The 14,666-nt window shown below is 67.6% G+C and carries 12 protein-coding genes; 7 read left to right on the top strand and 5 right to left on the bottom strand.

Features of this window, described 5'->3' with window-relative positions; translation table 11 throughout:
• Positions 1-4 precede the first annotated feature (4 nt).
• The 3 genes from BHS09_RS23275 to BHS09_RS23265 all read right to left on the bottom strand — a co-directional run bounded on the left by BHS09_RS23275 (position 5) and on the right by BHS09_RS23265 (position 4,521).
• Positions 5-2,251, bottom strand: coding sequence for a glycosyltransferase (locus BHS09_RS23275; protein ID WP_257792113.1), 2,247 nt, complete (start codon positions 2,249-2,251; stop codon positions 5-7).
• Positions 2,252-2,369: 118 nt separating this feature from the next.
• Positions 2,370-2,891 carry a hypothetical protein gene (locus BHS09_RS23270; RefSeq protein ID WP_140793349.1) on the bottom strand — a complete coding sequence of 174 codons (522 nt, stop codon included), beginning with the start codon at positions 2,889-2,891 and terminating at the stop codon, positions 2,370-2,372.
• Positions 2,881-4,521, bottom strand: a complete 1,641-nt coding sequence (locus BHS09_RS23265) for a glycosyltransferase (protein WP_140799046.1) — start codon at positions 4,519-4,521, stop codon at positions 2,881-2,883. The genes BHS09_RS23270 and BHS09_RS23265 overlap by 11 nt, the downstream gene beginning before the upstream one ends.
• Before the next feature lie 119 nt (positions 4,522-4,640).
• Here BHS09_RS23265 and rfbB point away from each other — a divergent pair, with 119 nt between their 5' ends.
• The 5 genes from rfbB to BHS09_RS23240 are packed head-to-tail and all read left to right on the top strand — an operon-like array spanning position 4,641 to position 9,454.
• A complete protein-coding gene (rfbB, locus tag BHS09_RS23260; RefSeq protein ID WP_140799045.1) occupies positions 4,641-5,666 on the top strand; it encodes a dTDP-glucose 4,6-dehydratase in 1,026 nt (341 codons plus the stop codon).
• A 3-nt stretch (positions 5,667-5,669) separates the two neighbouring features.
• Complete coding sequence (locus BHS09_RS23255) at positions 5,670-6,572, top strand: SDR family oxidoreductase (protein ID WP_140799044.1); 903 nt, start codon at positions 5,670-5,672, stop codon at positions 6,570-6,572.
• 15 nt (positions 6,573-6,587) lie between these two features.
• Entirely contained in the window at positions 6,588-7,469 is an 882-nt protein-coding gene (gene rfbA, locus BHS09_RS23250; protein ID WP_140799043.1) for a glucose-1-phosphate thymidylyltransferase RfbA, read from the top strand.
• Positions 7,466-8,017 carry a dTDP-4-dehydrorhamnose 3,5-epimerase gene (gene rfbC / locus BHS09_RS23245; RefSeq protein ID WP_140793340.1) on the top strand — a complete coding sequence of 184 codons (552 nt, stop codon included), beginning with the start codon at positions 7,466-7,468 and terminating at the stop codon, positions 8,015-8,017. The genes rfbA and rfbC overlap by 4 nt, the downstream gene beginning before the upstream one ends.
• Positions 8,018-8,020: 3 nt before the next feature.
• On the top strand, positions 8,021-9,454 hold the full coding sequence (locus BHS09_RS23240) for an MFS transporter (protein WP_140799041.1): 1,434 nt from the start codon (positions 8,021-8,023) through the stop codon (positions 9,452-9,454).
• A 10-nt stretch (positions 9,455-9,464) separates the two neighbouring features.
• Here the strand turns inward: BHS09_RS23240 and BHS09_RS23235 are convergent, their stop codons facing one another.
• Entirely contained in the window at positions 9,465-10,517 is a 1,053-nt protein-coding gene (locus BHS09_RS23235) for a hypothetical protein (protein ID WP_237077366.1), read from the bottom strand.
• A 156-nt stretch (positions 10,518-10,673) separates the two neighbouring features.
• On the opposite strand from BHS09_RS23235, the gene BHS09_RS23230 reads away from it, so the two are divergent.
• Entirely contained in the window at positions 10,674-11,123 is a 450-nt protein-coding gene (locus tag BHS09_RS23230; protein WP_140793334.1) for an SRPBCC family protein, read from the top strand.
• Between the two features lie 103 nt (positions 11,124-11,226).
• Entirely contained in the window at positions 11,227-13,197 is a 1,971-nt protein-coding gene (locus BHS09_RS23225) for a DUF4185 domain-containing protein (RefSeq protein ID WP_140793332.1), read from the top strand.
• Positions 13,198-13,203: 6 nt separating this feature from the next.
• Here BHS09_RS23225 and BHS09_RS23220 read toward each other — a convergent pair whose 3' ends face one another.
• Positions 13,204-14,523, bottom strand: a complete 1,320-nt coding sequence (locus BHS09_RS23220; protein ID WP_140799040.1) for an MFS transporter — start codon at positions 14,521-14,523, stop codon at positions 13,204-13,206.
• Positions 14,524-14,666 lie beyond the last annotated feature (143 nt).

Below are 14,666 nucleotides of genomic sequence, written 5' to 3'. Positions count from 1 at the left end.
CGCTTCAATGGCGGCGTCTGAAGAACCGCTCCATGACCTGATGACGCAGTGGGCGGGAGTCGTCGTCCGCGCCGGCAACCCAGAGCGCGGCGCGCCTCAAGGTGGCATGGGCGAAGTCGAACCGCTTGAGCGTGGCGTTCATCTTGTCGGCGAATCGATTCAGGAGCGGTGGGGAGGCCGCGCCTGTCGCGCGCAGATGGAGTTCCTGCTTGTGGGCTCGGCCGAGCTGCATGCGGAGTGCGCGCTCCGGGTGGAGCGGCAATGCAGGGTGCTTCTGGCACAGGTAGGCCATCTGCGCATGACGGTCGTTCACGCGCATGCTGCGGGTCATCGAGTCCGGGCGCAGCCGGTACAGGAAGAGCGGCTCTGGGATGACGGAGCCCGCGAGCCCTCGCTCGGCCAGGGAGCAGAAGACGTCCCAGTCTTCATAGGCCGTGAGCCACTCGTCGTAGCCGCCGACTTCTTCGATGCGCTGTCGCTCCATCAGCGCGGTGCAGGTGGATGCCACGTTCTCCGCGAGGAGTGCGTCACGTTCGGTGCCCCAGGGAATCCATCCGCCCACGGGCTGGTCCGGCGTCTCGACGAAGTAGGAGACGAGTGACGTGACGTAGGCCAACCCTGGTGTGCTGTCCATCACCGCGACGGCTTTCTCCAGGAAGGTGGGCTGGATGAGGTCGTCCGGGTCCAGCGGCAGGATGTACCGGCCCCGTGCGGCGCGCAGACCGGCGTTCCTGGCCGAGCTGAGCCCTCCGTTGGGCTTGCGGAGGATGTGGAGGTCTGGCGCGTGGAGCGTCTCCAGCACGGCTCGACTCTCCGAATCCGTCGAGCCGTCATCCACGAGGATGATTTCGTAGTCCGTGAAGGTCTGCGCGCGAATGGACCGCAGCGTCTCGGGGAGGTAGCGCCCCATGTTGTAGTAGGGCACGAGGATGGACACGTACGGCGTGGCCGCGTCCTTCTTCCTGGGCGCGGCGCTGATGGGGCCCATGTGACGCTGGTGCCTCGCATCCGCCACGGCCGCTTCGAACTGGCGGACGATGCTGGCGGGGGCGCAATAGGAAGCAATACGGGCGGGCGCTGTATGCCGGACGGCTTCTTGTAGCGCCGGTGTGGACAGGGCTCTCTCGAGCGCGCGGGCAAGCTGTGAAGCATCGTCGCTCCGGAACAGCAAGCCGCTCTGGCCGTCCTCGATGAGTTCGGCGTTGCCCCCTCCATCGCTGCCCACCACGAGCGCTCCAGCGGACATGGCTTCCATGCACACGTGGGAGAAGTGCTCCCAGCGAGACGGGATGCAGCACACCGCTGCTTCGGCGAGCGCCGAGGCGATGTCTGCTCCTTCGCGCGGAGGTGTGAAGTGGAACCTGTTTCGCCAGGCGGGGGCGATGCGCTGGTCCAGCCACTGTCGCAGGGAGCGGCCGAACGGGCCGGTGCGTGTGTCATCCCCGATGAGCCGGACCTCCGCGGCGACTCCTTGCTCGAAGAGCACCTGCATGGCTTCGACGAGAAGATGCACGCCCTTTCGGTACTCCAGGTCTCCGACGTACAGCACCAGGGGCAGTCCTTCGCGGGAACGAGGGGATGAGCGGTGCTCCCGGAGTGCCGAGAACGGAGGTGGAATCACGACGCCGCTGCGCTTCAGCTCCAGCCTGGTGCGGACTCGCGCCATGGCTGGCCCGGAGGGAGACAGCACGAGGTCCGCTTCACGGATGGACGTGTCCTCCATGTGCTCGCGCTGGGTGGTGTCCATGTCGAGCGTGGCCACCCTGTTGAGCAGCAGGCGGTCGTGGGTGGAGTCGTGCAAGCGCACCGCGAGGACCGCTGGCTCGAAGTGCCCCAGCGTCCGCCGGGCGCGCATCGCGAAATAGCCCTCGCCTGCGTCGTCGGGGAACTCGATGACGTCGAAGGGATGACGCGCGTGGAGTTCCAGCAGGCTTCTGTACGCCGCCCACGCATGGCGAAGTGGTGCGTGTGGAAACGCACCTTTGAAGTCCACCTCTCGCTCATCCGCGGCGTGCAGGTGCACGCCGGGAAGGAAGGACACGGCCCGCTGCCAGTCGGCATGCGCCGCCGTCAAGACATGGACCTCATGTCCGGCCTCCGCAAGCGCCCGGCTCATGGTTGCCACGTAGGTCGCGATGTCGCCCCTGTCGAAGGGGGCGAGTTCTTTGGAGACGAGGCAGATGCGCAAGGACCAGACCTTGGACAGAGGAAGGCGTCGAACGGATGGGGAATACACCCGAACGGCCGCCATCCTCAACGCCGCCCCTGAGTCATATGCTCATCGCCTGTCGAGGCCGGAGGCTTTCACGCCTCCTTCCGCAGGACGCGGATTCACGAGGATGACGGGTCGAGGTCCCGCGCCCTGGCCGTCATCGGCCTCGCTTGCGTGTCCGCTTGGAGGACGCGGCAGGCGTGGGCGCCTGCTGCTCGGTCGTGACGGCTTCGGTGCGGGTGCCCGTGGCTTCGAGCTTCGCCAGCCTGCGCTCCAACTCCTTGCGCCATGCGGCCTGGGCACGCGCCTGTTCGCGCTGCACGTCGTGCACGGTGGCCAGCGCGTCGAGGATGGACTCGTTGAACTCCACCTGCTTGCGCAGCACTTCGTTGATGAAGGGCTGGAAGGCGAGTCGGAAGGCGCGCTTGGCCAGGACGAGCGCGGTGCCCGTGATGACTCCCCGGTGGGAGGTCGCCGGTTCCGCGTAGCGGCTGTCCATCTTCCCACGTGCTTCCTGGAGCAGCGCGGGCCAGGGCGTGGGCGTGGGTGGACGAGCCGCCGCCTCCAGCGTCTGGCGAAGCGCATCCTGGGCTTCATTGGAGGGCGTGGGCAGTTGCTGCGTTTCGCGCACCACTGCTTCGGCCGTGGGGCTGCGCGTGATGAGGTCTTCAGGTCGCACGTGGGAGGACTCCCGTTGAAGCCAGCGTCGTGAGCAGTGTCTGCAGCGCCGTCTCGAGGTGAGCCGGCTCCTCCACCACCAACCTGTCACCCAGGTGCTCCCGGGCGGATGCGAGCAGGGCCGGCTGGCTGGAAGGTGCACAGATGCCCAAGGCCTTCGCCGAGACATGGGGCATCAGGGTTTGCGCTGACACCGTGTCCGCGCTCAGCAGCACCACGGGCCCGCTCGAAGCCCGCACCGCCGTCTCCAGCGCGGAGGACCCCGGTAGGGCCGTCCTGGGGTTTGAGTCCACCGGTTGGTCCGGCGTGAAGTGCGTCACCGCGACACCGTCGTCGCTGATGGGCTCCGGCGTCAGGGATGCCTCTTCACCCCACGGGCGCAGGGCAAGCACCCGGGCACCTGGCAGGCGCTCGGCCAGTCGGCGGGCCAGACGTGAGGCTGGCTCCTCGGGCCGTACGGTGAAGCCTGGGCAGACGAGTTCCACGGTGGCTGCCGTCGTCGTGGCTACCGGGCGCTGCGGCGCCGTACCGGAGCAGATGCCTTCGAAGGCCACGCGGACCTGTTCGGCCACGGCCTCCTGCGACAGCTCGGCGATGCGTTCACGCTGCGCGGCAATCGCCTGCGCGCGCAGCCCGGCATTGCGGTCCAGCACGGCGAGCAGCTTCGCGACCTCGCGTGGCTCGTCCGAGCGCGTGGCGAGCCCCGCGCCGCCCATCGTCTCCGGCACGGCGGCGGCGCCGTAGGCCACCACGGGCACACCCCGGTACATGGCTTCCAGCAGTGGCACACCGAAGCCCTCGTGGCGGCTCATGGAGAGGTACGCGGACGCGGTGGCGAAGCAGGCGGAGAGCTGCGCGGCGCTGACGCGTCCCAGGAAGCGGACCTGCTCGGCGCCCAGCACGTCCTTCAGCCCATGCAGATAGGCGCCATAGGCCCCATCCCGATGCAGGTAGCCCGCGACGACGAGCCGGCTGCGGGGCTGGTAGAGCCGCTGGTACGCGGTGAAGACGCGCAGCACGTCATCCACCTTCTTGCTGGGCACCGCGCGGCCCACGAAGAGGATGTTGGACATTCCGTCGTCCAGCTCGGCCTGGAGCGCCGGGTCCGGCGGCGTGTCGAACGCCGCCCAGTCGATGGCGAAGGGCAGCACCGCGACGTTCGGGTAGCCCGCGGCCACCAGCTCCTCGGCGCTGAAGCGCGAGTAGGCGAAGGCCGCTTCGACGTGGGGGCGCAGCGCCAGCAGCTCATCCCGCGCGGCGTCACACGCGGCGGCCACCTTGCGCTCGAAGCCCTCGAACAGCCGCGCGGGTGTCACGTTGTGGTAGACAAGCACCTTGCGGCCAGGGCTCTTCGCGATGCGGGGCACCAGCCGCGATTCGAAGCTGTGATGCACCAGCAGGACTGCGTTGTGGTCCGCTTCCCGCTCGTAATCACGCACCGGGCGGACCTGGTCCTTGCAGGCGTCGTCCCAGGCCTCGGCGTAGATTTCGGAGGCATGGCCCCAGCGGCGCAGCAGGCCCTGGAGATATCGCACCTGATTGCCCACGGCGTCGCCCCAGGCGAGCCGGGGGAGCACCTGGTGGATGGCGGGAAGCCCGGTCCGGCGGGGAGGGGGGCGCGGTGTGCTCACGACCGGCTCCCTTACCGCCGTGCAGGGCCGCCCACAAGCCTGGCCTCCTCGCGCCTTGACGGTCGTGGACCCCTTCGATACGCAGGCGCTCGCTTCGAGCGCATGAGGTCCACGGGACAATGAACGTACTGGTGACAGGAGGCTGTGGCTTCATCGGGTCCAACCTCGTGAAGTACCTGCGCCGTGAGCGGCCTGCCTGGACGGTGGTCAACCTCGACAAGCTCACGTACGCCGGCAACCTCGAGAACCTGTCCGAGCTGGAGGGCGACCCCCAGCACGTCTTCATCCGGGGGGACATCGGCAACCGCGAGTTGGTGGAGCACCTGATGTCCGTGCACGCCATCGACGCGGTGATGCACCTGGCGGCGGAGAGCCACGTCGACCGCTCCATCCTCGGGCCGGAGGTGTTCGTCACCACCAACGTGCTGGGCACCCAGCAGCTCCTGGAGGCCAGCCGCGCCCGCGGCGTGAAGCGCTTCCTCATGGTGTCCACCGACGAGGTCTACGGCTCGCTGGGCCCCACTGGCGCCTTCACCGAGTCCTCGCCATTGCAGCCCTCCAGCCCGTACTCGGCCAGCAAGACGAGCTCCGACCTGGTGGCGCTCGCGTATCACCACACGTTCAGCCTGGACGTCGTCGTCACGCGCTGCTCGAACAACTACGGTCGCTACCAGTTCCCGGAGAAGTTGATTCCGTTGATGGTGGTGAACGCCCTGCACGACAAGCCGCTGCCGGTGTACGGCGACGGAGGCAACGTGCGCGACTGGCTCCACGTGGAGGACCACTGCCATGCGCTGCTGTTGGCGCTGGAGAAGGGCCGGGCCGGCGAGGTCTACAACATCGGCGGTGGGGCGGAGCGGCGGAACATCGACATCGTGAAGGCGATTCTGGGCCTCGTGGGCAAGCCGGAGTCCCTCATCCAGTACGTGAAGGACCGGCCGGGGCACGACCGGCGCTACGCCATTGACCCGTCGAAGATTCGCGCGGAGCTGGGCTGGACGCCCGCGCACACCTTCGAGCAGGGCCTGGCGGAGACGGTGCGCTGGTTCGTGGACCACCCGGCGTGGTGGCAGCGCGTCACCAGCGGCGCCTATCGCCAGTACTTCGAAACGCAGTACCGCACGCGCCTGCAGGGGAGGGCCTGAGCCATGCGCTTCCTCGTCACGGGGTCCAACGGGTTGGTGGGCAGCCGCGTGTGTTCCTTGCTCCACCAGGGCGGGCACCAGGTGGTGGGCCTGGGCCGCGGCGCCCGGCGCACCGGTGGGGAGTATGGCTACGCGAGCGTGGACCTCACCCGAGAGGCGGACGTCGCCGCCGCGGTGGAGACCGCCGCGCCCGAGGTGATCATCCACTGCGCCTCCGTGACGGAGGTGGATGCCTGCGAGAAGGACCCGGAGGCCGCGTACGCGGGGAATGTCACCGCCGCCGCCGCCGTGGCGCGGAGTGCGCGCAAGGCCGGTGCGCACCTGGTGCATGTGTCCACCGACTACGTCTTCGACGGCGAGGCCGGGCCCTATTCCGAGGACGCGATTCCGAATCCTCGCGGTGTGTATTCGGTGACGAAGCACATGGGGGAGCAGGCCGCGCGCGTGCTCGCGCCCGGCTGCGCCGTTGCTCGCACCGCCGTGGTGTATGGCTGGCCTCCGGTGGAGGGCCGGCTCAACTTCGGTGCCTGGCTGGTGACGGCGCTGGAGAAGGGGCAGCAGGTGCGCCTCTTCGAGGACCAGATTGTGTCGCCCAGTTTCGCGGACAACGTGGCCGCCATGCTGGTGGAGCTGGGGACGCGGCGGCTGGGTGGAGTGTGGAACACTTGCGGCGGAACGGTCATCGACAGGGTGGGCTTTGGCCTCGCGCTGTGCGAGGTGTTCGGGTTCGATGCAAGGCTCATCGTCCCCACCCGCATGGCGGAGCTAAAGCTCGCCAGCCCCCGCCCACTCAAGAGTGGTCTGCGCACCGACAAGGTCCGCGCCGAACTTTCCGTTCCTCCCTTGGCGCTCGCGGAGTCCTTGTCGCGCTTCCACGCGACCTGGCTCGCGGCTCGGGGACACTGACGTGCCGAGGTGGACATGAAAGGCATCATCCTCGCCGGTGGCTCCGGGACGCGGCTGTACCCACTGACGCGCGTGGTCAGCAAGCAGCTGCTGCCCGTGCACGACAAGCCGATGATCTACTACCCGCTGAGCACGCTGATGCTCGCGGGCATCCGGGACGTGCTGATCATCTCCACGCCGCAGGACCTGCCGCGCTTCCATGAGCTGCTGGGCAGCGGCGAGCAGTGGGGCATGCGCTTCAGCTACGCGGAGCAGCCCAGGCCAGAGGGGCTGGCCCAGGCCTTCGTTATCGGCCGGGAGTTCGTGGGCGGTGACAGCGTGTCGCTGGTGCTGGGCGACAACATCTTCTACGGCCACGGCCTGAGCGAGCTGGTGAAGCGCGCGGCGTCACGTGCCTCGGGCGCGACGGTGTTCGGGTACTACGTGAAGGACCCGGAGCGTTACGGCGTGGTGGAGCTGGACGCGAAGAACCGCGCGGTGAGCCTGGAGGAGAAGCCGCTGAAGCCGAAGTCCAACTACGCCGTCACCGGGCTGTACTTCTACGACAACCAGGTGCTGGACATCGCCGCGGGCCTCAAGCCGAGCAAGCGGGGCGAACTGGAGATTACCGACGTCAACGCGGAGTACCTGCGACGCGGCCAGCTCGACGTGGAGCTCATGGGGCGCGGCTATGCGTGGCTGGACACCGGCACGCACGAATCGCTGATGCAGGCGTCGAACTTCATCGAAATCATCGAGCGCCGCCAGGGCCTCAAGGTGTCGTGCCCGGAGGAGATTGCGTTCCGCATGGGGTACATCGGCGCGCAGCAACTGCTGACGCTGGCCGAGCCCATGCTCAAGAACGATTACGGCCAGTACCTGCGGGCGCTCGCGGAGAACCGGGGAGCCATTTCGTGAAGGTGACGCCGCTGGAGATTCCGGACGTGCTGCTGCTGGAGCCCAAGGTCTTCGGTGATGACCGCGGCTTCTTCATGGAGATGTTCCATGCGGCGCGGTACGCGGCCGTGGGCATTCCCGGGCCCTTCGTGCAGGACAACTACTCGCGCTCGGCGAAGGGGACGCTGCGGGGCCTGCACTTCCAGGAGCCCCAGGCCCAGGGGAAGCTGGTGCAGGTGTTGGCGGGCGCCGTGTACGACGTCGCGGTGGACGTGCGGCGCGGCTCGCCCACCTTCGGCCAGTGGGTGGCGGTGGAGCTGTCCTCGGACAACCGCCGTCAGCTCTGGGTTCCGCCGGGTTTCGCCCACGGCTTCTGCGTGGTGAGTGACTCCGCGGACTTCCACTACAAGTGCACCGCGCTCTACGCGCCGGAGACGGAGCGGAGCGTTGCGTGGAATGACCCGGACCTGGCGATTCCCTGGCCGGTGAGCGAGCCGCTGTTGTCGCCCAAGGATGCCCAGGCCCCGAGACTCCGCGACGCGCCCTTGCTTCCGGAGTACGTGGGCTGAACCGTGCCTGAGCATCCGGTTCCCAGCAGCACCGGCGCAGGTGGAGATTCTCCCCGGGGCTCGCGACTGGCCTCGATTGCGGTGGCCAGCGCGCTGTTCATGGAGTTCGTGGACTCCACCGCTCTGTCCACCGCGTTGCCTCGGCTGTCGCTGGCGTTCGACACCGACCCCATCCACCTGAAGCTGGCGCTGACGTCCTATATCCTGGCGCTGGCGGTGCTCGCGCCCGCGAGCGGCTGGGTGGCGGACCGTTTCGGGCCCCGTCGCGTCTTCATGTTCGCGATGAGCGTGTTCTTGCTGGGCTCGGTGCTCTGCGGGTTCTCACAGTCGCTGACCCAGTTGGTCATCTTCCGCACCCTCCAGGGGCTGGGCGGCGCGTTGATGACGCCCGTGGGGCGCATCATCGTGGTGAGTTCGGCGCCGCGAGAGCGCCTGGTGGCCGCCTTGAGCTGGTTCACGATGCCCGCGCTGGTGGGCCCGCTGGTGGGGCCTCCGTTGGCGGGCCTCATCCTGGGCGTCGCGGACTGGCCGTGGATTTTCTTCATCAACGTGCCCGTGGGCATCCTGGGCATGCTCGCGGTGGCGCGCTTCGTTCCGCCGCTGCACCAGCCGGACCCGGGGCCGTTCGACACGCGGGGTTTCGTGCTCGCGGCCGTCGCCATCACCACGCTGATTGGCGCGGCGGAGACGGTGGGCATCGGGCTGATGCCGCTGCCGTTGCAACTGGGGCTCGCGGCCGTCGCGTTCTCGTCGCTGGGGGCCTACGTGTGGCACGCGCTGCGCGTGGAGCGGCCCGTATTGAATCTCCGGTTGCTGCGCATCGACACCTTCCGGGCCAGCATGATTGGCGGAACCCTGACGCGCATGGGCCTGGGGGCGACGCCCTTCCTCCTGCCGCTGCTGTTCCAGGTCGGCTTGGGCTGGACGCCCGTCGAGGCCGGGCTGGTGACCATCGGCGGCGGCGTGGGCGCGCTCGCATGCAAGTCGGTGGCGCCCTACATCATCCGGCGGTTCGGCTTCCGGCAAACGCTCATCTTCGCCAACCTGGCGTCCGCCGTCCTGACCGCGCTGCCGGCCTTTTTCCGGAACAGCACGCCGATTCCGCTCATCGTTGGCGTGCTCGTGGTCAGCGGATTCATGCGCTCGATGCAGTTCACCGCGATCAATACCGTGGCGTATGCGGACATTCCCCCGGACACGGTGAGCAACGCGTCCACGTTGTCCGTGGTGACGATGCAGATGGCGCTGGGGCTGGGCATCAGCTTCGGCGGGTTGATGCTGCACCTGGCGCGCGGCGCTGGCGAGGCGCCGTTGACGCCGGACCGCTTCGTGCTGCCGTTCATCGCGGTGGGCATCATGTCGTCGCTGGCCGGACCGCTCTATCGCCGGTTGTCGCCCAATGCCGGGGCGCACATCGGGGGCCGCAGGGTGGGGTGAGCCGGGCGGCTCATGTGCCCGAGCGAAGCCACTCCGCGAGTCTTGCGCGTTTCTTCCCGCGAAGGTTCGTAAACAACGCGCTGTCGCTGATGTTCCACGCTGCGCCGAGGCGCTTGGCCGTGCGCGCAACCCAATCAGGAAGTTGCATCAACTCGCATGCGCCAAGTCCCCGGATGTCTTTGTGCAGCTTTTCGTTGTCGAAGTGGGTGTCGCTCCAGGCGTTTCTGTCGAGGCCATCCATTCGGGATGTCTGCCAGACACTGAACCAGCGAGGGGTGCGGCTATCCACGTTGATGTTGCACTGATGCGCGAGGGGGTTCGTCGCATGGGTGTCCCCAGCAAGAAGGTAGGTTCTGAACCAGATGGCATCTAGTTCACCGAAGCCCAGGTGCCGGGCCAGGTCGAGCGCGGGCGAGCGCGCGCGACGTCCCTGGAGCAGGGCCTCCATTCGCGCGAACATGTCGTCCATCACGGGGGTGGAGCGCGCGTGCTTGCGCAAGTCCTCCAGACGGTCCAACTCCCAGCCCTGGCTCTGCACGGCCCGCTCCACATGGGGAATGAGCGCATCGACCGAGGAGTCCGACGCATCCACCGTCAGCACGGCCAGCATGTCCACCGACACCTGCTCACAGGCCACGACAGCGGTCTGGATGGCTTGGAGCAAGGATGGGGTGTTCGCCAGCGCCTGGAACTTTGCTTTGCGCTGCTTCGAGCCCCACGCATAGGTCGTCTCCAGGTCGAGCAAGCCCTGGAGTGCTGCCTTCCATGTCGTTCGGAGCTCTTCGTCGGAGGCTTCTTGGGGGACCGCTTCGCGTAGGAAGTAGGCGTGGGGCCGGGAGTCGGCTTCGAGCCGACCCAGGAGCGCGCGGATGACAGGGGCAGGGAGCTGCTGGCAGGTACGCCCGAATAACCAGTGGGACGCGGGCTGCCCGTGAATGAGGCTCAACGCAGCTTGTGACGCAAGGTCGGGGTCGACATCCGCTGGCAGCGTCTTGAGCGTCTTGGTGAACTGCTCCCAGTTCTGGCGGACTGGCGCGCGGAGAATGGATTCCACTTCCGCCACGGTGGGGCGCTGAGGCATGCCCCAGGCTCTACCAGAAACGCCCCGGGCTCACCCGTGACGAAGGTCAACCAAGTGGTTGTTCATTGCCACGGCCGGGAGTATGTTGAACCATGTGGTTTATCAAAGGCGCCAACCCTCGGATTGAAAGGAAAAGCCATGTCCTCAGCACAGAGCGTCCAGGTTCGCGTCACACGGCGTTTCAACGCGTCGCCTGAGCGGGTGTTCGACGCCTGGCTCAAGCCGGAGATGGTCGGCCAGTGGATGACCGGGCCGACGGTCCGGGACGAGGAGGTGCTGCGGCTCGCCATCGACCCGCGCGTGGGCGGCAAGTTCTCGTTCTTCGTGCGGCGGGCCGGAGAAGAAATCGACCATGTGGGCACGTACCTGGAGATTGACCGGCCGCGCCGGCTCGTCTTCACCTGGCACATCGACAAGGAGGAGGACGAGCTCAGCCGGGTGACGGTGGAAATCACACCGCGCGACACCGGCTGTGAGCTGACGCTCACCCACGAGATGGACGCGAAGTGGGCCGACTACGCGAGCCGGACGGAGCAGGGCTGGGCCACCATGATTGACGTCCTTGTCCGCGTGCTGGCGCAGGGCTGACACTCCGGTCGTCCGTCGTGTCTTGATTTAAAGGTTAGTCTCGCTATGCGGCTAGAGTCGCCTCTCCCGTCCGGGTCGCACCGTGACAACCAGAGAGGTGGCCATGAAGCGCATGACGACATGGAAGCGGACGTTCCTGCTGCACGCCACGTGGGCGCTCCTGTGGGGCACCACGGCGGCGGCCGTAACGCCGTCGAACGTGACGAAGGTCTCCCGGGTGACGGGCGCGACGCCCGCCGGTGAGCTGCTGCCGAACCCGAACCAGACGCACACGAACCACGACGTCCATGGGACGGACCTGGGCATCGTCTGGGACAAGGGCGGTGGCGAGGTGTTCGTCCTGTTCGGGGACACCTTCGGCGCGGGCTGGTGTGGCAATGGCGGCTGTGGGGGCGGCTGGCGCAGCAACGTCCTGGCGCGTTCGTCCGATACGAACCTGGCCGACGGCTTGTCCTTCTCCACCATGATTCAGGACGGGCCTCGGCATGCGAAGGAGATCCTCGCGTCCCGGAAGGTCAACTTCGACGAAATCACCGTCATCCCCACCGCGGGCGTCACCATCGGTTCGCGGCACTACATCCACTACATGTCCATCCACCACTGGGGGGAGGCGGGCATGTGGTTCACGAACCACGCGGGCATCGCGTACTCGGATGACCAGGGGCAGAACTGGGTGAAGCACCCGACGGCGCGTTGGCAGAACACGCCGGCTTGGACGAACAACTTCCAGATGGCGGCCTTCGTCAGGAACGGCGGGTTCGTCTACATGTACGCGACGCCGAACGGCCGGTTCGGGAACGTCCACCTGGCCCGCGTGCCGGAGACGGCGCTCCTGGACATCAACGCCTACCGCTACTGGGATGGAAACGGCTGGAGCGTGTCACAGGCGGCGGCGCGGCCCGTCGCCATCGGCATCGCGGGTGAGTTGTCCGTCTCGTACCACGCTCCGCTCGGGCGCTTCCTGATGACGTACCTGAACGAGCACCGGCAGGCGGTGGTGATGCGTGACGCCGCCACGCCCACGGGGTCCTGGAGCGGAGAGAAGGTGCTCGCCAGTGGAGCCGTGTACCCGGGCCTCTACAACGCGTTCATCCACCCCTGGGGCAACACCGGAAACTCGCTGTACTTCGTCATGTCCCAGTGGACGCCGTACAACACCTTCCTCATGCGGGCCACGCTGGCCCACGACGCGCACAGCGACAACCTGCTCTCCGAGCCCGGCTTCGAGACACAGGCGGCCACGCCGGTGATGGCGCCCTGGTATCTGCAAGGCTCGGGCGGCGTGGACCGGGCGCTCGGCAACGCGCGCAGTGGGCAGGACAACGGCTTCGTGCACGCGAGCAGCGGTTGGAATGCGCTCAAGCAGAGCGTCATCGTCCAGCCTTACACGGACTACACGCTGCGCGGCTGGGTCCGCAGCTCCGCCAACAACACCGCGGGCTACTTCGGGGCTCGCGGGCCGGGCAATGGCTCCATCCTGGGCGAGGTGCCCTTCGGCGCGCTGGGGGCCTACACGGAGCGGGTGGTCCACTTCAACTCCGGGCCGAACGCGCTCATCGAGGTGTATGGCGGCCTCTGGGCCGACAACGGCGATACCTGGATGCAACTCGACGACGTCAGCCTGACGCGCGGGAGCAATCTCATCCACCAGGCGGGCTTCGAACAGCAGTCCACCCACAACGCCACGTCGCCCTGGTACACCGAAGGCAAGGCGGGCATTGACCGGGGACTCGGCTATGCGCGCACGGGCGCCAACAACGCATGGGCGCGGAACGACACGGGGTGGAATGCCGTGAAGCAGGAGGTCGCGGTGACGCCGAACACCCAGTACACGTTGACGGGCTGGGTGAAGACGTCCACGAACCACGCGGATGGCTACTTCGGCGCGCGGCTGCTCCGGGGCGGGCCCATCCTCAACGAGGTGCGCTTCGCTCAGCCGCTGGGCAACTACACGCAGTTGTCGGTGTCGTTCAACTCCGGCGCCCAGCACAGCGTGGAGGTGTTCGCGGGGATGTGGGCGAACAACGGCGACGCCTGGATTCAGGTGGATGACCTGACGCTGACGCGGAACTGACGCCCCTTACCGCGAAGGCGGGGACACGGCCCCGGTCAAGGTGGGGCCTGGCGGCATCTCCTCGACTTCGCGGACGTGGCGGGCGCTATAGCCCCGCACCGCCGCGATGAGCGTCAAGAGGCCGGCGGCGATGAAGCACAGCGCGATGCCCCGGCTGCGCGCGTCGAGTTGTTCCAGCGGCCCGAAGAGCGCGGGGATGGAGAAGGAGACGCCGTCCAGGTGGTCCGCCGTGACACCCGCCGCAAGGTACGCCAGCGGCTGGACGGACCAGGCAATCATCCCGCGCATGGCGAAGACGCGCCCCCGGAGTGCGGCGGGGACCTGTCCCTGCCAGATGGCCTGGCTGCTTGCATCCATGATGGGGATGCAGAATCCGGCCATGAAGGTGCAATAGCCGAGCATCCTCAGGGTGGGGAACAGCCCTGCGAGCACCACGACCGTCCCCAGGCCAATCCCGACTCCGAGCACCCCATGGATGCGGTTTTTCGGCCCTCCCCACGCGGTCATCACGACGCTCCCCACCAGGAGCCCCAGGCCCCCCGTGGACAGCAGGCCCGCGAGAACGGCTGGGTTGGCGATGTCCAACACCAGCGGAGGAAGCAGCACCTGCATGGCGGAGAGCGAGCAGTTGGTGATGACGGAGAACGTGAGCAGGCCGAGCAGACCCCGGCGTTCCTTGAGGTAGTTCCACCCTTCGAGGGCTTGTTGCAGCGCGGATGTGCCCGCATCCGAGGAGGCCCCGCTCCCAGCGAGCAGGCTCCGAATGAGCGACAACGTGGTGATGGCGGCCAGGAAGCTGATGAAGTCGATCAAGACCACCGTGCCCAGACTGGTGGCGCTCATCAGGAACCCCGCCAAGGGGGGGGCGATCAGGGGCACGGCGGCATCGCTCGCCTGGACGAGGCCGTTGGCTCGGCCCAGGTGCTTCGCGGGGATGAGTGCTGGGGTCAGGGCGGTGTACGACGTCCGCTGGAACGCACCGCTCACCGACGCGATGGCGGTGCCCACGTAGACGTGCCAGGGCGCGAGCTGATCCAACGAGAGAAGAATGGCATAGCCGAGGGGGACCAACCCCGCGCCGCAATCTCCCAGACGCATCGCGTTCCGGAGATCCCAGCGATCCACCAGCACCCCCACGATGGGCGCCACGAGCACCCCGGGCAGGATGGTCAGCACGGAGATCAGCGCGAAATCCGTGACCGAGCTGGTGAGGCCATACACCCAGAGCCCCAGGGCGAAGCTGGTCAGGGCGCTGCCGAGCTTCGACACCGTCTGGCCGCCCCAGATGATGGCGAAGCGCAGCACTCCGTTCCCTGGCTCGCTCATCACTGCTCAGACACGGGGCGGGCTGCGGTGCAGGGAGGCATAAGCCTCTTGCAGCTTCATCCCAAGGGCAATGCGTGCCGCCACCGGACCGACGCGAACCGCTGATGGGATGTCCCACCACCAGAGGTTGACCGCGATGGAGG

Source organism: Myxococcus xanthus (assembly GCF_006402735.1).
GTDB classification, from domain to species: domain Bacteria; phylum Myxococcota; class Myxococcia; order Myxococcales; family Myxococcaceae; genus Myxococcus; species Myxococcus xanthus_A.
This window is presented reverse-complemented; position numbering and strand designations above follow the sequence as displayed.

Coding starts and splice junctions, on each gene's coding strand:
- BHS09_RS23220 (WP_140799040.1), bottom strand. CDS start 14,523: ATGAGCGAGCCAGGGAACGGAGTGCTGCGCTTCGCCATCATCTGGGGC.
- BHS09_RS23255 (WP_140799044.1), top strand. CDS start 5,670: ATGCGCTTCCTCGTCACGGGGTCCAACGGGTTGGTGGGCAGCCGCGTG.
- BHS09_RS23275 (WP_257792113.1), bottom strand. CDS start 2,251: ATGGCGGCCGTTCGGGTGTATTCCCCATCCGTTCGACGCCTTCCTCTG.
- BHS09_RS23225 (WP_140793332.1), top strand. CDS start 11,227: ATGAAGCGCATGACGACATGGAAGCGGACGTTCCTGCTGCACGCCACG.
- rfbB (WP_140799045.1), top strand. CDS start 4,641: ATGAACGTACTGGTGACAGGAGGCTGTGGCTTCATCGGGTCCAACCTC.
- BHS09_RS23230 (WP_140793334.1), top strand. CDS start 10,674: ATGTCCTCAGCACAGAGCGTCCAGGTTCGCGTCACACGGCGTTTCAAC.
- rfbA (WP_140799043.1), top strand. CDS start 6,588: ATGAAAGGCATCATCCTCGCCGGTGGCTCCGGGACGCGGCTGTACCCA.